This window comes from Nonomuraea sp. NPDC003709 (assembly GCF_040610775.1).
Taxonomy (GTDB): domain Bacteria; phylum Actinomycetota; class Actinomycetes; order Streptosporangiales; family Streptosporangiaceae; genus Nonomuraea; species Nonomuraea angiospora_A.
Window position 1 is genome coordinate 471,512 of the sequence record NZ_JBEXMW010000007.1, and the last position, 18,110, is coordinate 489,621.

Annotated in this window: 15 protein-coding genes; 6 read left to right on the forward strand and 9 right to left on the reverse strand. The window is 71.4% G+C overall.

Translation table 11 applies throughout. From position 1 onward, the window contains the following. The first annotated feature begins 209 nt into the window (after positions 1–209). Positions 210–716, forward strand: a complete 507-nt coding sequence (locus tag ABZX61_RS24050) for a GNAT family N-acetyltransferase (RefSeq protein ID WP_355197712.1) — start codon at positions 210–212, stop codon at positions 714–716. A gap of 108 nt (positions 717–824) precedes the next feature. Then, on the forward strand, positions 825–2,024 hold the full coding sequence (locus ABZX61_RS24055) for an FAD-dependent monooxygenase (RefSeq protein ID WP_355197714.1): 1,200 nt from the start codon (positions 825–827) through the stop codon (positions 2,022–2,024). Positions 2,025–2,038: 14 nt separating this feature from the next. On the opposite strand, the gene ABZX61_RS24060 is transcribed toward ABZX61_RS24055, so the two are convergent. From ABZX61_RS24060 to ABZX61_RS24080, 5 genes are all read right to left on the reverse strand, one after another. Continuing rightward, positions 2,039–2,620 (reverse strand): TIGR03086 family metal-binding protein, encoded by a 582-nt coding sequence (locus tag ABZX61_RS24060; protein ID WP_350726063.1) that lies wholly within the window; start codon positions 2,618–2,620, stop codon positions 2,039–2,041. Positions 2,621–2,712: 92 nt separating this feature from the next. Next, positions 2,713–3,696, reverse strand: coding sequence for a cytochrome d ubiquinol oxidase subunit II (cydB, locus tag ABZX61_RS24065; RefSeq protein WP_355197716.1), 984 nt, complete (start codon positions 3,694–3,696; stop codon positions 2,713–2,715). 30 nt (positions 3,697–3,726) lie between these two features. Beyond that, positions 3,727–5,097, reverse strand: a complete 1,371-nt coding sequence (locus ABZX61_RS24070) for a cytochrome ubiquinol oxidase subunit I (protein ID WP_355197718.1) — start codon at positions 5,095–5,097, stop codon at positions 3,727–3,729. Between the two features lie 35 nt (positions 5,098–5,132). Then, the gene (locus ABZX61_RS24075) at positions 5,133–6,209 is read right to left on the reverse strand and encodes a Gfo/Idh/MocA family oxidoreductase (protein ID WP_355197719.1); all 1,077 of its coding nucleotides are present in this window, start codon (positions 6,207–6,209) and stop codon (positions 5,133–5,135) included. Then, complete coding sequence (locus tag ABZX61_RS24080; RefSeq protein WP_355197721.1) at positions 6,194–6,898, reverse strand: ThuA domain-containing protein; 705 nt, start codon at positions 6,896–6,898, stop codon at positions 6,194–6,196. Before ABZX61_RS24080 ends, ABZX61_RS24075 begins: the two co-directional genes overlap by 16 nt. A 518-nt stretch (positions 6,899–7,416) precedes the next feature. Between ABZX61_RS24080 and ABZX61_RS24085 the strand changes: the two genes are divergently transcribed. Next, positions 7,417–7,968 carry a hypothetical protein gene (locus tag ABZX61_RS24085; protein WP_355197723.1) on the forward strand — a complete coding sequence of 184 codons (552 nt, stop codon included), beginning with the start codon at positions 7,417–7,419 and terminating at the stop codon, positions 7,966–7,968. A gap of 81 nt (positions 7,969–8,049) precedes the next feature. Here the strand turns inward: ABZX61_RS24085 and asnB are convergent, their stop codons facing one another. Next, positions 8,050–9,894, reverse strand: coding sequence for an asparagine synthase (glutamine-hydrolyzing) (asnB, locus tag ABZX61_RS24090; protein WP_355197725.1), 1,845 nt, complete (start codon positions 9,892–9,894; stop codon positions 8,050–8,052). A gap of 143 nt (positions 9,895–10,037) precedes the next feature. Here asnB and ABZX61_RS24095 point away from each other — a divergent pair, with 143 nt between their 5' ends. Then, a complete protein-coding gene (locus tag ABZX61_RS24095) occupies positions 10,038–10,505 on the forward strand; it encodes a PPOX class F420-dependent oxidoreductase (RefSeq protein ID WP_350726078.1) in 468 nt (155 codons plus the stop codon). A gap of 45 nt (positions 10,506–10,550) precedes the next feature. Here the strand turns inward: ABZX61_RS24095 and ABZX61_RS24100 are convergent, their stop codons facing one another. After that, positions 10,551–11,957: an MFS transporter gene (locus ABZX61_RS24100; protein WP_355197847.1), complete on the reverse strand. Its 1,407-nt coding sequence runs from the start codon at positions 11,955–11,957 to the stop codon at positions 10,551–10,553. Between the two features lie 59 nt (positions 11,958–12,016). On the opposite strand from ABZX61_RS24100, the gene ABZX61_RS24105 reads away from it, so the two are divergent. After that, entirely contained in the window at positions 12,017–12,661 is a 645-nt protein-coding gene (locus ABZX61_RS24105) for a TetR/AcrR family transcriptional regulator (RefSeq protein ID WP_355197727.1), read from the forward strand. Between the two features lie 113 nt (positions 12,662–12,774). Here the strand turns inward: ABZX61_RS24105 and ABZX61_RS24110 are convergent, their stop codons facing one another. Further along, positions 12,775–13,020 carry a hypothetical protein gene (locus tag ABZX61_RS24110; RefSeq protein ID WP_355197729.1) on the reverse strand — a complete coding sequence of 82 codons (246 nt, stop codon included), beginning with the start codon at positions 13,018–13,020 and terminating at the stop codon, positions 12,775–12,777. Positions 13,021–13,070: 50 nt separating this feature from the next. Continuing rightward, a complete protein-coding gene (locus tag ABZX61_RS24115) occupies positions 13,071–13,730 on the reverse strand; it encodes a hypothetical protein (RefSeq protein ID WP_355197731.1) in 660 nt (219 codons plus the stop codon). Between the two features lie 42 nt (positions 13,731–13,772). Between ABZX61_RS24115 and ABZX61_RS24120 the strand changes: the two genes are divergently transcribed. Continuing rightward, the gene (locus tag ABZX61_RS24120) at positions 13,773–18,062 is read left to right on the forward strand and encodes a cation-transporting P-type ATPase (protein ID WP_355197733.1); all 4,290 of its coding nucleotides are present in this window, start codon (positions 13,773–13,775) and stop codon (positions 18,060–18,062) included. Positions 18,063–18,110: the final 48 nt, after the last annotated feature.

The window sequence follows — 18,110 nt, forward strand, 5'->3', positions numbered from 1 at the left end:
GGTTGTGGCGCCCTGCTTGACCGGTGCCAGTTCAGCCCGGCGGCCGGAGGCCGGGCAAGCGGTGACCGGCCGGCTTGTCCGAATAGCCGGGCATCGTGTCGCTTTCGGCCTTGCTCATCAGGGGCTCTGCTGCCAACCAGCACCGCCCCGACGTGGCGCGGGCTCATCGACGCCATCCGCAGGGTCGCACGCGGCGATAGCGTTTTCCCATGAACGGAGCAATCAACGTGTTCCCGGCATCTCCCGGCGACGGGGACGCGGTGGGCGAGATCCACGCCGAGTCATGGAAGGCCGCCTATGCCGGGTTCTTCCCTACGGAGTTCTTCGACGAGGCGGTGAGCCACCGGCGCGGCAAATGGCACGGCGTGCTCGCCGAGAACAAGGACATCATCCTGCTGGCCGCGCTGGACGGGCGACCGCTGGCGTTCTCCTACTTCGGCGCCTCACCGGCGCACCCGGAGTCGGCGGAGATCTTCGGCTTCTACGGCCACCCCGACGGCTGGGGCACCGGCATCGCGGGTGCCCTGATGACCGCGTCCCTGGACAGGATCCGCGAGGAGGGCTTCGGGCGGATCCATCTGTGGACGCTGCGTGGCACGCCCCAGTCCCGCCGTTTCTACGCCAAGAGCGGCTTCACGGAGTCCGGCGGGGTCCGCGGCCACGACTTCGGCGACGGCAACCCGATCGAGCAGATCGAGTACGAGCTGATCCTCTGAGCGGACGCGCTCGTCCTGATCTCCGGAACGCCCCCGCTCCCAGGCAACCGACCGAGCCCTGTTACTCTTAGCGACAAATAGGTTACCTTGGGTAATTCGGGGGCTCTTGTGAAGGTCGCCTGCGTCGGTGGCGGACCCGCCAATCTGTACTTCTCCATCCTGATGAAGCGGGTGGACCCGTCCCACGACATCACCGTCTACGAGCGAAACCCGGCCGGATCGACGTACGGCTGGGGCGTGACCTACTGGGACGAGCTGCTCGGCTACCTGCTCGCCGCCGACCCCGAGTCCGCGAGCGCCATCCGCGCGAACTCGGTCCACTGGGACAGCTGGGTCGCGCACATCCGCGACCGCGCGACGGTGAGCGTGGATCACGGGGACGAGGGCTACGGCATCGGCCGGCACCTCCTGCTCGACATCCTCGTCGAACGGGCCCGCGCGCTCGGCGTACGCGTCGAGTTCGAGCGCGAGATCACCGGCGAGCACGAGCTGCCCGAGGCCGAGCTCATCGTCGCCGGCGACGGCGTCAAGAGCACGCTGCGCCGGCGCCACACCGACCACTTCGGCCCCGAGTTCGCGGTCGGGAACAACTTCTACACCTGGCTCGGCACCACCCGGATCTTCAAGGACTTCACCTTCGCCTTCACGGAGACCCCGCACGGCTGGATCTGGTGCTACGGCTACGGATTCAGCCAGACGCACAGCACCTGCGTCGTCGAGTGCTCCCCCGCGACCTGGCGAGGGCTCGGGTTCCACGAGGCAGACGAGGCCGACAGCCTGGCCGTCCTGGAGAAGCTCTTCTCCGAGATCCTGGACGGGCACCCGCTGATCGGCCGGGCGCACCCCGACGGCAACTCGCACTGGCTGAACTTCCGCACCCTGACCTGCCGCACGTGGCACCGCGACAACGTCGTCCTGCTCGGGGACGCCGCGCACACCACGCACTACTCCATCGGCGCGGGCACCGCCCTCGCGCTCGGGGACGCCGCCGGCCTGGTCAACGCGCTGTACGAGGAGGCGACGCTGCCGGCCGCCCTCGCCCGCTACGAGCGCGACCGCAAAACCGCGATCCAGGGCACCCAGAAGAGTGCCCACCGCAGCGCCCAGTGGTACGAGAACCTGCCGCGCTACATCGACCTGCCGCCGGGGCAGATGTTCACGCTGCTCGGCCACCGGCACTCCGCGCTGCTCCCGCACGTGCCGCCGAAGCTGTTCTACGTGATCAGTCAGACGGCCGAGTCGCTGACCGGGCTCGTGTCCTGGCTGGGCTCGAAGGTCACGCGCACCCCGGACACGCCCGCGAGGTGATCGCGGGGCTCCGGTCAGGCGGACCAGTGGGGGTCGCGGCCGAGCAGACCGAGGACGCGATGCTGGAGCGGAGCGTCGCCGGGCACCGCGACCTCGGGGCCGAAGACGACGACGCCCGGGCCGAAGGCGCCGGGGATGCGCATCTCCTCGGGGATCCGCTGGACGGCGGGCCACATCTCCTCGATCTCGGCCGGGTCGATCGTGTCGTCCTGGCCGGTCGCGCGGGCGAGGTCCCAGCCGTGGAGCACCATGTCGGCGCTGACGACCTGGTCGATGTGCCGCTCGACGGACATGCGCCCGCCGGGGGTGTCGATCTCCCGCGCGGCGGCGGCCGGGTCGGTGAGCAGCGGCTCGACGTCCGCACGCGCTGAGGCGAAGGCGGCGGCCGGGTCTTCCTCGACGGGCGGCGCGGGGCTGAGCGACCTGCCGAGCGGGCTGAGCATCGCGGCGTGCATGTCGACGATGTGGCCGACGACGTCTCTGGCGGTCCATTCCGCGCAGGGGGACGGGTGGGACCACTGGCCGGGAGCGACTGCGGCGATCTTGGCCGCGAAGATGTCGGCTCGGGTCCGATAGCGGTCGGCGATCTCGCTCATGAGGGCTCCTTCTCCTCCCCGGCTCCGATGATGATATCCGTGGCGAGGCCGCGTGCGATGATCAAGCGCAGGTCGCCGCCAGGTGATGGACGTCAGCCGACGCCGATCCGGTGGCGGAAGACCCAGTACGTCCAGCCCTGATACAGCAGCACCAGAGGCAGGAAGATCGCCGCGACCCAGGTCATGAGGCCGAGCGTCTTCGGGGTCGCGGCCGCGTTGCGGGCGGTCAGGCTGTAGGCCGGGTTGATCGTCGAGGGCAGGACGTCGGGATAGAGGACCGTGAACAGGCTGATCACGGTCAGGCCGATGGCGACCGCCGACAGCAGGAACGCCCAGCCCTGGCGGCCCCGGCCCACGGCGACCAGCGAGGACGCGAAGGCGACGACGGCCAGGACCGCCAGGACGACCGTGGCGGGGCTCCCGCCCTGGAGCTGCGTCCAGGCCAGGAAGACCACCGCGAGCACCGCCGCGACGACGCCCGTTCGCACCGCCACCGCGACCGCGCGCCGGCTGATCTCCCCGGTGCTCTTCAGCGCCAGGAACACGGCCCCGTGCGTGGCGAACAGCGCCAGCGTCGTCAGCCCGCCGAACAGCGCGTACGGGTTGAGCAGGTCCGCCACCGTGCCCACGTACTCGTGGCGGGAGTCGAGCCGCAGGCCCCGCACGATGTTCGCGAAGGCGACGCCCCACAGCAGCGCGGGCACGAACGAGCCCGCCACGATGCCGGCGTCCCACCGCCGCCGCCAGATCAGGGAGTCGCGTTTGCCGCGGTACTCGAAGGCCACCCCGCGCACGATCAGCGCCACCAGGATCACCAGCAGTGGCAGGTAGAACGCGCTGAACAGCGAGGCGTACCACTCGGGGAAGGCGGCGAACGTGGCCGCTCCCGCGGTGATCAGCCACACCTCGTTGCCGTCCCAGACAGGGCCGATCGTCTCGATCATCGCGTGGCGTTCCGCGTCGTTCCTGGCGACGACGGGCAGCAGCATGCCGACGCCGAAGTCGAACCCCTCCAGGACGAAATAGCCGAGCCAGAGCACGGCGATCGCCACGAACCAGACGTCGGTGAGCTCCATGCCGCGATCTCTCCCCTGGTAGGCGGGCGACTAGTAGGCGGGCGACGGCTCGCCTGGCTCGGTGCTGTCGCCGGACGGCGGGGCCATCCGGCCGTACTTGATCATGAGGCCGGCCTCCACCACGGCCAGCACGCCGTACAAGAGGGTGAAGACGATCAGCGAGGTGAGCACGGTGCCCACCCCGACGCTGGGCGAGACGCCGTGAACGGTCTTCATCTGGGTGAAGACGATCCACGGCTGCCTGGCCGTCTCGGTGAAGATCCAGCCGAAGCTGTGCGCGAGGAAGGGCAGCACGACGGACCACACGGCGACCCGCCAGATCCAGCCCTTGCCGCGTACGCGTCCGCCGCGGGTCAGCCAGAGCAGGACGAGCGCCACCAGCCCCGCGAGCATGCCGAAGCCGATCATCAGCCGGAAGGACCAGTAGGCGAGCGGGATGTAGGGACGGTAGTCCCCCGGGCCGAACCTGCGCTGGTACTCCCGCTGGAGGTCGTTGACGCCGTGCACCTTGCCGTCGAACGAGCCGGTGGCCAGCTGGGACAGCAGGCCCGGGATCTCCAGCGCGAAGATCGGCCTCGTGCCGTCGAGCGTCCCGATGGTGAACAGGGAGAACGGCGCCGGCTGCCGGGTTTCGTAGAGCGCCTCGGCGGCGGCCATCTTCATCGGCTGCGTCTGCGTCATGATCTTGCCGAGGACGTCGCCGGAGCCGAGGGTGCCGACGGCGCCCACGAGCACCGCGACCGCGCCGAGCCGGAGGGACGGGCGGAAGACGTCGGCGTCCCGCTTCCTGGCCAGGTGCCAGGCGGAGACGGCCATGAGGATCACCCCGCCGGCCAGCCAGCAGCCCAGGATGGTGTGCGGGAAGGTGGCCAGCAGGACCTTGTTGGTCAGCACGGCCCCGAAGTCGGCCAGCTCCGCCCGCCGGTCGACGGTGAAGCCCACCGGCCACTGCATGAACGAGTTGGCGGCCAGGATGAAGTAGGCGGACACCATGCTGCCGATCGCGACCGTCCAGATGCACGCGAGATGCACCAGTTTGGGCAGCCGGTCCCAGCCGAACATCCACAGCCCCAGGAACGTCGACTCCAGGAAGAACGCCAGCAGCGCCTCCAGCGCGAGCGGGGCGCCGAAGACGTCACCGACGAACCTGGAGTAGGAGCTCCAGTTCATCCCGAACTGGAACTCCTGCACGATCCCCGTCACCACGCCCATGGCGAAGTTGATCAGGAAGAGCGTGCCCCAGAACTTGGTGGCGCGCAGGTAGGCCGGGTTGCCGGTGCGCACCCAGGCCGTGTTCAGGATCGCCACCAGCACCGACAGCCCGATCGTGAGCGGCACGAACAGGAAGTGGTACACCGTGACGATCCCGAACTGCCAGCGCGCGAGATCCACGGTGTCCATGTTCTAACGGTAAGTGCCCGATCGGGTGCTCCCGGTTACGACACGCTCGAATGGAGGGCCACGGGACGAGGACGTTCGCAGGTGCTCGTGATGGTCACCGCCGTACCCGAGTCCGCCGCGGCCAGCAGCGACTCCATGACGTCGAGCACGTGGAAGGCCAGCGAGCCGCCCGCGCGGAGATCCTGGTCCGCCGCGAAGTCGAGCAGCCCCACGCCGCGCCCGGCCCCGACATAGCCAGCCGACTCCGGAAGCTCCTGCCAGCCGTCTTTGCCCGAGATCAGGACCTGGCCGTCGAAACGGTTCGGGTCGGGTACGACGAGCGAGCCCTGCTCACCGTGCACCTCGATGTTGGGCGCCTTGGTCGCCGCCCCGTCGAAGCTCATCACCAGCGTGGACAGCGCGCCCGAGGCGTGCACCAGCACCCCGGTGACGTGGGTGTCGACCGTGACCGGGATCTCCTCGCCCTGGCGGGGGCCCGAGCCGATGGTGCGCTTGGCACGCGTACGGCTGGCCGCGCCGATGACGCGCGCCACCGGCCCGAGCAGCGTCACCAGGCTGGTGATGTAGTACGGCCCCATGTCCAGGAGCGGGCCACCGCCGGGGACGTAGTAGAAGTCGGGGTTCGGATGCCAGCGTTCGTGGCCGGGCGTCATCATCGTCGCGGTCGCCGCGATCGGCCTGCCGATCAGGCCGTCGTCGATCGCCTTGCGCGCGGTCTGCGTACCCGTGCCCAGCACCGTGTCGGGCGCGCACCCCACGCGTACCTGAGCGGCTGCGGCCGCCTCCAGCACGCGCGTGGCGTCCGCGGCCGTCGCGGCAAGGGGCTTCTCGCCGTAGACGTCCTTGCCGGCCGCTATGGCCTGCAGCGCGACCTCGGCGTGGGCGGCGGGGACGGTGAGGTTGAGCACGACGTCCACGCGCGGGTCCGCCAGCAGCTCCGCCACGCTCAGCACGTCGACCCCCTCATAGGGGCGCACCGCCTCCCGGGCCCGGTCGAGATCCAGATCGGCCACGGCCACCAGCCGCAGCTGCGGCAACCGGTCGATGGTCTGGAAGTACTGGGCCGAGATCGCCCCGCACCCCACGACGCCGACGTTCACCGGCTGGCCCACAACATTCCCCTTTCGATGATGGTGCGCACGCTGTCGTTCTGCAGGACGTCGAGGCTGTGCCCGGGGGTGGTGACGAAGATCTTCCCGTTCCCCCACCGGCGGGTCCAGATCGCCGGCGAGGTGACCTCCCGGTGCCAGGGATCCCACGGGCGGACCTGCTGCGTCGTCGTCGCCAGCACGTCGATGTAGTCGTCGGCCAGGACCCAGTACTGCTCGGTGACGAGGTCGAAGTCGGCGATGCCCTCGGTGATGGGGTGCGTGGCCGCCTCGGGCAGCATGTTGACGGTGTACGGCACGAAGTTGTCGGCCTGTGTGCCTTCCCGCTCGGCCGGGTCCTTGCCGGGATGGCAGGCGAACTGCCCGCCGATGAGATGCAGGTAGTCGGAAGAGTTGCGGTAGGAGTCGGCGATGCCGCCGTGCCAGCCGGCCATCCCGGTGCCCGCGCGGATCGCGGCCTCCAGCCCGCTCAGCTCCTCCCTCTCGATCGTGCCCATCGTGTAGCACTGCACGATGAGGTCGATGCCGGACATGAACGCGGAGTCCGCGTACGGCGCAGGAGACTCCGCCCGATGCACCTCGAACCCCTGCTTCTCGAGGAAGGGCACGAAGAGCTCGGTGGCCTCGACCGGGACGTGACCCTCCCAGCCGCCGCGCACCACGAGCGCCTTCCTGCCGTGTTCGTCTGCCATGCTCCCGCCTATCACTTAAGGGACAAACGACTCTGATATTCGCATTTCACACCTAACTATCTGAAGAGGTGTCCACCATCTGGCGCATGAAGGCGACGGATGCGGGCAGCGCTGTGCGGGCGGATCCCCCGGCGCCGGCTTACACGTGGCTTAGTCCGTGGGGGTTCTAATCGGACAAACCCGATGTGGAGGACAAGGTGCCACCGACTGACCAACCACACGAGGAACTGTCATTCGAAACGGACGGGCCGCGCAGGCGCGTCCCACGACCGCTGATCGTCGCCGCCGCCGTCGTGCTGGCGACGACGGGCGGGATCGGAGCCGCCTCGGCGGCGTCGGGAACGACGCCGACGGGCACACCGACCCCCACGCCGACGATCAGCGAGACGCCCACGGAGACACCGACCACGACACCGACCGAAACACCAACTGACACTCCGACCGAAACTCCCACGGATACGCCCACCACGGAACCTCCTGACATAGCGCCGATCAACCCGTCGGCGTTCGTCGGAACCATGCACGGCGAGTTCGCGGTGGCGACGAAGGACGGCTGCGGCACCGTGACCCTGTTCGCCCAGACCGGGCAGGCGACCGCCGTCGCGGAGGACTCGATCACCGTGCGCAGCCAGGACGGCTTCGAGCGCACGTACGCGATCGACGACAACACGCACACCGTCGCCGGACGGCGCGGCAACAGCGCGGTCAAGCAGGACGACTGGGTGTCGGTGACCGCGATCGGTGCCGACCAGACGTCCACGCCCACAGCCACTGCCACGTCCACGGCCACGTCCACAGCCACTGCCACAGCCACAGCCACAGCCACGGCCGCCACCGTCTACGACCTGTCGCGGCCCACCAAGCGGATCTGGTCGTACAAGGGCTGGAAGCAGGCATGGCAGTGGTGGCCAGGCACGCCTGCGTGGCAGACCCCGACCGCGTGCCCGACTCCGACCACGACGCCGACCGAGACACCGACCGACACTCCGACGGTAACCGAGACCCCGACCCCCGATCCGACGTCATCGGTCTCCGAGACCCCGACCCCGACGCCCACGCCGACCTCCTGATCGGCAGGTAGCGCCGTCTTCGTCCCGAGCGGCTCCCCTCTCACTCGGGCGTCGAACGGCGTGCCGCGTCTCGGCCGGCGGTCAGAGCGCGAGATGGACCCGGTACTCCCTGAGCCACGCGTCGAGCTGCAGCAGCCGCTCCAGCGAGGCGCGGGCCGCAAGGGAGCTGGAGTCGCCCACGGGGCGGTCGACGAGCGCACGCGCCTTGTCCAGGTCGAGCAGCTGGGCGCAGGGCGTGTCACGCTCGAGCAGGGCGCGGGCCTCCTCGCGCAGGGCCTGTTCGTAGGCGGGGTCCTGGGTGGCCGGGTAAGGACTCTTGACGCGCTGGAGCACCGACTCCGGCAGCAGGTCCGCGGCGGCCGCGCGCAGCAGGCTCTTCTCCCGCCCGTCGAAGGTCTTCATCGCCCAGGGGGCGTTGAAGACGTACTCCACCAGCCGGTGGTCGCAGAACGGCACCCGGACCTCCAGCCCGACGGCCATGCTCATCCGGTCCTTGCGGTCGAGCAGGATCTGCACGAACCGGGTGAGGTGCAGATAGCTGATCTCGCGCATGCGCCGCTCGTGCCCCGTCTCGCCGGGCAGCTCGGGCACCTCGGCCATGGCCTGGCGGTAGCTCGTGTCCTGGTAGCCGGTGACGTCGAGCGTGCGCTCCAGGTCCTCCTTGAACAGCTGCTCCACCCCCAGGCGGTCGGTGAGGCCGCCAATGAACCACGGGAAGGTGTCGGCCGCCACCGCCGCGGGGTCGTGGAACCACCGGTAGCCGCCGAACACCTCGTCGGCCGACTCCCCGGACAGCGCCACCGTGGAGTGCCCCCTGATCGCCTCGAACAGCAGGTAGAGCGAGCTGTCCATGTCACCGATGCCGATCGGCAGGTCCCGGGCGCGCAGCACGGCGGCCCGCACGGCCGGGTTCATCAGCTCCCGCGAGTCCAGCACGATGTCGGTGTGCTCGGCGGCGATGTGCTCGGCCACCTCGTGGACGTACGGCGCGTCGGGCGTCGAACGGGTCGCGTCGGGCTTGAAGTGCTCGGTGTAGCCAGCGAAGTCCACGGCGAATGAGCGGACCCTCCCGAGGTCCTGCTCCGCCAGGCCCTTGGCCGCGAGCGCGGTGATCGTGCTGGAGTCGAGACCGCCCGACAGCAGCGCGCACAGCGGCACGTCGCTGATGAGCTGGCGGTGGACGATGTCCTCCAGCAGGTCGCGCACCGTCTTGACGGTGGAGTCGACGTCGTCCTGGTGCTCGTGGGACTCCAGCTGCCAGTAGCGGCGCTTGCTGCACCCGTCGCGGCTCACCCGGATGAGCTGGCCGGGGCGCACCTCGTACATGCCTTTGAAGATCCCGTGCTCCGGCGTCTTGACGTACGCCACCAGCTCGCGGAGCCCGTCGGCGTCGATCACCCGGTGGGCGAGCGGGTTGGCGAGGATCGCCTTGGGCTCCGAGCCGAACAGCACGCCGTGGGCGGTCGGGTAGTAGTACAGCGGCTTGATCCCCATGCGGTCGCGGACCAGCAGCAGTTCCTCGCGCTCGGCGTCCCAGACGGCGAAGGCGTACATGCCGTTCAGGCGGGCGGCCAGGTCCTCACCCCACTCGACGTAGGCGCGCAGGACGACCTCGGTGTCGCTCTGGGTGCGGAAGCGGTGCCCGCGGGCGGCCAGCTCCTCGCGCAGCTCGCGGTAGTTGTACACCTCTCCGCTGTACGTCAGGACGGCCGGCCCCAGCCCGTCCTCGTCGGCGACCATGGGCTGCCGGCCGCCGGGGAGGTCGATGATGGCCAGCCTCCGGTGGCCGATGGCGGCGTGCGGCGCCATCCAGAGCCCTTGGTCGTCAGGACCGCGGCAGGCCATCGTGTCCGTCATGGCCTGCGCGGTGGCCCTCTCGCCCATCAGGTCCCGCTCGAAGTCAACCCAGCCGCAGATGCCGCACATGCCCGACTCCTCCCGATTTGCCCCGACGCCTCCCTGATGCCCCGACCGGGCGGGTTATCACGCCGGGGAACACCTCCGGCCCGGCGGCCGCCGCTTCGGATGAAAGGATCGAAGCGTTTTCGTATGACCGAAAGGCACATGAGATGGCTCCGAACATCGCCACCGCACGCCACGTCGACCTGCCCGAGCTGCTGGAGTTCCTCCGCCCCAGGCACCACGGCCTGCTCTCGACCACCCGCAAGGACGGCCGGCCGCAGCTGTCACCCGTCAGCTGCGGGGTCGACGAGGACGGCCGGATCGTGGTCTCCACCTATCCCGACCGGGTCAAGGCCCGCAACGCCCGCCGCGACGAGCGGGTGTCCATCTGCGTGCTGTCCGACGACTGGAACGGCCCGTACGTCCAGGTCGACGGGCACGCGGAGGTGCTGGACATGCCCGACGCCCTCGAAGCCCTGGTCGAGTACTACCGGTGCATCGCCGGCGAGCACCCCGACTGGGACGAGTACCGGGCCGCCATGCGGCGCCAGGACAAGTCGCTGATCCGCGTCCACATCGACCGCTGGGGCCCCATCGCGACCGGCGGCTTCCCCGCCCGCCTGATATCGGAGTGACACCCGGCCGGCCGTGGTCGCGGGGGCCCTCCTGAAGCACGCCGGTCAATCCTTCCGGGCGGGCAGCAGGTACACCAGGACCGCCGCCACGCTCGCGACGGCGAAGGTGAACACCGAGGACATCCCCAGGCCGTGGGCCGCCGCGGCGGCCCGGTCTCCGGTGGCGGGGTCGAAGGCGTGGAAGAACACGACTCCGATGAGCGCGACGCCGAGCGCGTTGCCGACCTGCTGGGCGGTGGACAGCACGCCGGAGGCCATGCCCACGTCCGCGGGGTCCGTCCGGGCCAGCACCGCGTTGAGCGACGGCGTGATGAGCAGCCCTCCCCCGACGCTCTGCAGCATGAGCGTCGGGATGACGACCGCCGGCGTGAACGGCAGGCCGCCGATCAGCACGGCCGCCGTGACCGCGTACCCGATGGCGAGCACGACGGCCCCGAACTCCAGGACGCGACGGCCGTACCTGGGCACGAGCCGTCCGGCGACCATGCTGAAGACGAAGAAGGTGAGGGCGGCCGGGGCATAGACCAGCCCCGCCCCGAGGGCCGGCATGCCGAGCCCGTCCTGCAGGGAGATCGACAGCACGAGGTAGTACGACGAGAGCAGCGCGTAGATCGTCAGGACGAGAGGGATGCCGACGGCGAACGACCGCGCGCGGAACAGGGAGATCCGCACCAGCGGAGTGGCGGTCCTGCGCTCGACGAGGACGAAGAGGGCGAAAGCGGGGACGGCCGCGGCCAGGCAGGCCCAGGTCCACCAGGGCCATCCCGCCTGCCGGCCCTGGATGAGCGGGAAGGCCAGGAGGAACAGCGCGACGCTGAGCACGACGACCCCCGGCAGGTCGAGCCGGCGCGCGAGCGGCGCCCGCGACTCCGGCAGGAGCCTGGCCGCGAGCAGGATCGCGACGAGGCCGATCGGGACGTTGATCCAGAACACGGGGCGCCAGCCGGAGCCGAGCAGGTCGGCTCCGATCAGCAGGCCGCCGACGAGCTGGCCGCCGACGGTGGCGAGCCCCATGACGGCTCCGAGCACCCCGTACGCGCGGTGCCTGCCCTGCTCCGGGACCAGCACGGTGATGACCGCGTAGACCTGCGGGAGCATCAGCGCGGCCCCCAGGCCCTGCACGAGACGGGCCGCGATGAGGGCGAGCGCGGCCGGGGCGAGCGCGCACGCGACGGACGCCAGCGTGAACAGGGCCATGCCGGCGACGAAGGTCCGCTTGCGGCCGTACAGGTCGCCGAGCCGGCCACCGGTGACGAGGAACACCGCGTAGGTGAGCTGGTAGCCGACCAGGATCCACTGCAGCTCGCCGCCGGAGGCGCCCAGGTCGGCCTGGATCGCCGGTCCCGCGACGATGACGATGTACGAGTCCAGAAGCGCCATGAACGCGCCGACCAGCACGATCGACACGGCGCCCCATGGCGTGGCGGCCACGGTGCGAGGCGTTGTTGTCATAGTCACGAACAAAACGTACGATCGTTCGTACTTAATAGCAAGTGACATGATGAGGGCTCATGAGCGAGCTAGAGCAACCCGCCCCCGCGACGGCCGGGATCTCCGACCAGCGCCTCCTGCGCGGCGCGCGGGCCAGGCAGACGATCACGCGCCACGCCGTGGACGTCGCGTCGCTGGAAGGGCTCAACGGGCTCAGCATCGGCCGGCTGGCCACCGACCTCGGGCTCAGCAAGAGCGGGGTCGCCACGCTCTTCGGAACGAAGGAGAAGCTGCAGCTCGCCACCGTCGCCTCGGCGCGCGAGGCGTTCCGCGACGCCGTCATCCAGCCGGTTTCGGACGTGCCGCACGGCGTGGCCCGGCTGCGCGCGCTCACCGAGCGCTGGATCTCCTACGCCGAGACTCCCCTGTTCGCGGGCGGCTGCTTCTGGGCGGCGAACCTCCCCGACTTCGACAGCCGGCCGGGGCCGGTGCGCGACGCGCTCGTCGGCCACCACCGCGACTGGCTCGCGCTCATCGCCGGCGAGCTGCGCGGCGCCGTGGCCGCCGGCGAGATCGCCGACCTGGACGCCGAGCTCGCGGCCTTCCAGATCGACGCGGTGCTCATGGCGGCGAACACAGCACTGCGCCTCGGCGACCACGAGGCCTTGGGCAAGGTCCGCCGCGTCGTCGAGGGATTCGCGGGCGCACGATCATCCTCGTCCTGACCCGGTCTTTAGCCAAGGAACAGATAAGGGACAGCAAAAATCCCCAAATCTCTCTCGTCCGGAATTAGAGGACCCGTGCCGTGGATAGGGACATATAAGGAATTCGCGTCCTGCTAGGAGGGATCATGGCCGTCACCCAGCCGCGAGGGCGCACGACCGCCGGACCCGACGGGAATGGCACCAAGCGGTTCAGCCTGGACCTGCCGATGCTCGGCATCCAGGTCCGGCAGCCCGAAATGCGGATGCCACACATAGAAATGCCACACATCGAGATGCCACGCATGCCGCGGATGCAGATGCCACGGATGCAGATGCCGAACATCCCGATGCCACGTGTCAGCAAGCAGGAGCTCGGTCACTACGTCGACGTCGCCCGGACGTTCCTCCCTCCGCCCGAACGCATGGCCTATTACGGCGCGCTCGGCGCGCTCGCCGCGGTCGGGGTGCTCGAATGGCCCGTCGCGGCCGCCATCGGCGCCGGGACGATCCTCGCCCGGCGGGGTCTGCCGCGGGCCGCGTTCGGGAGGCAGCGCGCGACCACCACACCGACCAGGGAGCCCGCGGCCCAGGAGACCACGACCCCGAGGAGGCGGGCCACGACCGGGACGACCACGCGCGCCACGACCGCCACCCGGCGCGGCGCTGCCGGGACCACGACCACCGGCACCACCACGAGGCGCAGGGCCGCCACAACCGGCGGCACGACCACCGGCACCACCACGAGGCGCAGGGCCGCCACGACCGGCGGCACGACCGCCGCCACCGGCGGCACCACCCGGAGCACGACCAGAGGCACCGCCGCCAAGCCGGCCACGACGACCGGCACCACCACGAGGCGCAGGGCCGCCACGACCGGCGGCACGACCGCCGCCACCGGCGGCACCACCCGGAGCACGACCAGAGGCGCCGCCGCCAAGCCGGCCACGACGACCGGCACCACCACGAGGCGCAGGGCCGCCACGAGCACCCGCACCACGAGAAGCACCACGCGCAAGGCGACCGGGACCTCCGGCACCACCACCAGGTAGACCACCTCGACTTCGAGCTCGACAAGCAGGCGAAAGAGCACCGCACCGAGCAGGTGACCACGACGCCGTAGACGGGAGACCACATGGCGTTGTTCGGCCTGCTCAACGCTGGCACGCTGCGCAACATGTTCCCGGAGCCGGTGCGGAGCGTCCTCCCGCGCTCCCGCCGGGTTCAGCCGTGCCCGGGCGGAGCTCGTATCGAGCTGCGCACCATCGGCGGCCCGCGCACCGAGCGGCGCGCCCGCGAGCTGGAAGGCCGCCTCAAAGCGGTGGGAGTGCCGCGCGCCGAGGTGAACGGGGCGCTCGGCTGCGTCTTCGTGGCCTGCGACGTCACGACGGACGACATGGACAAGCTCGTGGCCGTCGTGGAGGAGCTCGACGAGGCCGAGGACGGGGACGGCTCCCCGGCCCCCGCCCGGGACGGCGTGGAGCAGCAGGACCGCTCCGTAGTCAGCCTCGGCCTGCACCTGGCCGGCACCGGGCTCGCCCTGGCCGGCCGGCTGGCCCGTGTCCCACGGCTGTCCGCGGCGGTGCCCGGCCTCCTCTCGCTGGCCGAGCACACTCCCCTGGTACGCAGGGAGCTGGAGGAGCGCATCGGCAAGCCCGGCGCGGACGCGGTGATCGCGATGACCCGGGTCGTCTCCCACACGCTGGCCATGCGGCCCATGTCCCTGCTGATCGACTCGGTCGCCGCGGCCGGCCGGTACGTCGACTCGCGTGCCGGGCTCAAGGCGTGGGAACAGCGCGAGGAGCAGTTCGCGACCGTGACGGGGGCCTACCGCCACACCAGGGCCGCCGCGCCGCCGCGCCCGGGCCGGCTGCCCCGCGGGCCCGTGGAGCGGTACGCCGACGCCGCCAGCGCGGTGTCGCTGGCAGGGCTCGGCCTGACCACGGTGCTCAGCAGCGACCGCGAGCGGGGCCTGTCCGTGCTGATCGCCGGCATCCCCAAGGCCGCGAACCTCGGCAGGGAGGCCTTCGCCAGCGCCGTCGCGCGCGGCCTCGCCGGGCGCGACACGATCGTGCTCAACCGCGACGTCCTCGTCCGCATGGATCGCATCGACACCGTGGTCCTCGACGCCGCCCTGCTCACCACGGGCGCGTGGGCGATCGACGACGTGACCTCGCTCGGCCCCGACGTGGACGGCGACGATCTGTACACCCGGCTCTACGCGCTGATCGACCTCGCCGACCCTTCGGTCCGGCGCGAGCGCGACGGGTGGAGCGTCGAGCCCCATGGGGCGCAGGACCGTACCACCGTCATGGTCAAACGCGACGGGACGCCGATCGCCCTGGTCCAGCTGGTCCCCGAGCTGCATCCGCTCGCCGAGGCCCTGGTCGCGGCGGCACGGGGCACCTGCGACATGGTCCTGGCCGGCGGGGAGCCCGCCCTCGCCAAGCGGCTGCGCATGGACCGCGTGGTCCAGAACGGGCCGCGGCTGGGCGCGTCCGTGCGGGCGCTGCAGTCGGAGGGCCACGCCGTGGCCGTGGTCTCGCAGCGGGGGCGCAGCGGGCTGCGCCAGGCCGACCTGGGCATCGGGGTGCTCGAAGGGGCGCGGCGCGTCCCCTGGGACGCCGACGTGATGGGCGGGCTCGAAGGCGTGCACCTGCTGCTGCAGTGCCTGTCGTCGGCCAGGAAGGCGAGCGTCCGCGGGGTCCTCGTGGCGGCCGCCGGCTCGGTCGTCGGCACCGGCCTGGCGCTCCTCGGCCCCGCCACGCTCGCCATCGGACGCGCCAACCTGGCACGCGACTGCACCGCGCTCGCCACCCTCACGGTCGGTGAGTGGATGGGGCGCAGCGCCGGGAGCAGGCCCGCGCCGATCCTCGCCGACCACACGCCCTGGCACGCCATGGCGGCCCGCGACGTCCTGGCCCGGCTCGCCACCTCGCCCGAGGGGCTGAGCGAGGCGGAGGCCGCACGCCGCAGGACGGGCCCGGCGCGGCCCGCTGCGGCGGGCCCCGAATCCCTGCTCAGCGCGACCCTGCACGAGCTGGCCAACCCGCTGAGCCCGGTCCTCGCAGCGGGCGCGGGCGTGTCGGCCGGGCTCGGCTCCGCGCTGGACGCCGTGCTCATCTGCGGCGTGATGGTGGTGGACGCCGTCCTCGGCGGCGCGCAGCGGCGCAACGTCGCGCGGGCGCTGCATCGCCTCACCGAGACCACCGCCATCCGGGTACGGATCCGCCGGCCCACGGGCGCCGTGGCGGGCTTCGCCGACGACCTGGCTCCCGGGGACGTGATCGAGCTGCGCGCCGGCGACGCCGTACCGGCGGACGGGCGGCTCATCCAGGCGGCCGGGCTGGAGATCGACGAGTCCACCCTCACCGGCGAGTCGCAGCTCGTCTCCAAGACGGACACGCCGACCGCGGCGCCCGCCGTCGCGGACCGCACCTCGATGGTCTACGAGGGCACGACCGTCGCGGCGGGCCACGGGTACGCCGTGGTCGTGGCGACCGGAGCGGCCACCGAGGCGGGCAGGACGGCCAGGCTCAGCCAGGAGGGCCCGCCGCCGAGCGGGGTCGAGCTGCGCCTGCGCGCGCTGAGCCGCCGGATCCTCCCGGCGGCTCTCGGTTCCGGCCTGCTCCTGATGGTCGTCGAGCTGGTACGCGGCTCGCCGCTGTCGCAGGCGCTCGCCCCGGCGGTGAGCATGATGGTGGCGGCGGTCCCCGAAGGGCTGCCGTTCGTCGCCACCGCGGCCGAGCTGGCCTCGGCCAAGCGGCTGTCGGCGCACAACACGCTGGTGCGCAACCCGTCCACGATCGAGGCGCTGGGCCGCGTGGACGTGCTCTGCTTCGACAAGACGGGAACGCTCACCGAAGGCCACATCAGCCTGCGGCGGGTGTCGGACGGCCGGGCCGAGCAGTCGGTGGAGGAGGCCACGCCGGAGCTGCGGGCCATCGTGGGCGCGGCGCTGCGCGCGGGGCCCAGGTTCGAGGGCGGGCGGGCCATCCCGCACCCCACGGACCGCGCGATCGTGGAGGGCGCCGGCAAGCTCGGCGTCACCCCGAGGTACGGCCTGCGTACGTGGCACCGCGTGGACGAGCTCCCCTTCGAGCCGGCCCGCGGCTACCACGCCGTCCTCGGCCGGTCGGAGGCGGGACAGCTACTGAGCGTCAAGGGCGCTCCCGAGATCGTGCTCACCAGCTCCACGAGCATCGTCGTCGACGGGGAGACCGTACCGCTGGACGATCGGATGAGGCGGCAGCTGGAGGAGGAGGTGGACCGGCTGGCCCTGCGCGGCTACCGCGTGCTCGCCGTCGCCGAGCGCCCCGCCTCGAGCCGCGCCGACCTCGACGAGTCCCGCATCGAGAACCTGTGCTTCCTCGGGTTCCTGGGCCTGGCGGACCCGGTGCGCCCGACGGCGAAGCGCAGCGTGGAGGACCTGATGCGGGCCGGCGTGCGGGTCGCCATGCTCACCGGCGACCACCCCAGCACCGCGGAGGCCATCGCCGCGGAGATCGGCGTCCTGAACGGCCTGCGCGTGATGACCGGCCCGGAGCTGGAGCAGCTGGACGACGAGGCGCTGGCCGAGGAACTGCCGAAGGTGGCGGTGTTCGCCCGGGTCACGCCCGAGCACAAGGCCCGGATCGTCACCTGCTGGCGCAAGGCCGGCAAGGTCGTGGCCGTGACCGGCGACGGCGCCAACGACGTGCCCGCGATCCGGCTCGCCGACGTGGGCGTGGCCCTCGGGTCGCGCGCCGCGCCGGCCACCAGGGCCGCCGCGGACATCGTCGTGGTGGACGACCGCATCGAGACGATCATCGACGCGATCGTGGAGGGCCGGGCGATGTGGACCTCCGTGCGCGACGCGCTGGGCATCCTGCTCGGCGGCAACGTCGGGGAGATCGCCTTCACCCTCGGCTCCAGCCTGCTCACCGGGCGCAGCGCGCTCAACGCCCGCCAGCTCCTGCTGGTCAACCTGCTCACCGACATGTTGCCCGCGATGGCGGTGGCCATCCGGCCGCCGAGTGCCGCGAGCCCGGAGAAACTCCTGGCCGAGGGCCCGGAGGCGTCGCTGGGAGCCGCGCTGACCAGGGACATCTACCTGCGCGCCATCACCACGGCCGTGGCGGCGGGCGCGGCCTGGGTGCTGGCCCGGATGACCGGCACCCGGGGCCGGGCCGATACGGTGGGGCTCATCGGCCTGGTGGCGGCGCAGTTGCTGCAGACGCTGGCGCTGGGCGGCGGGGATCGCACGGTGGTGCTCGCCTCGGTGTCGTCCCTGGCGGCGCTGGGCGTGATCGTCTCCGTGCCCGGTCTCAGCCAGCTCTTCGGCTGCCAGCCGGTGGGGCCGCTGGCGTGGGGGATCGCGCTCGGGTGCGCCGGGGCCACGGCCTGGGTGACCACCATGATCGAACGGTCGAACGCCCAGGGATAGTCATCTGGAGTTCACCCTATGGACATCCGGTTTCTCACCGTATATACA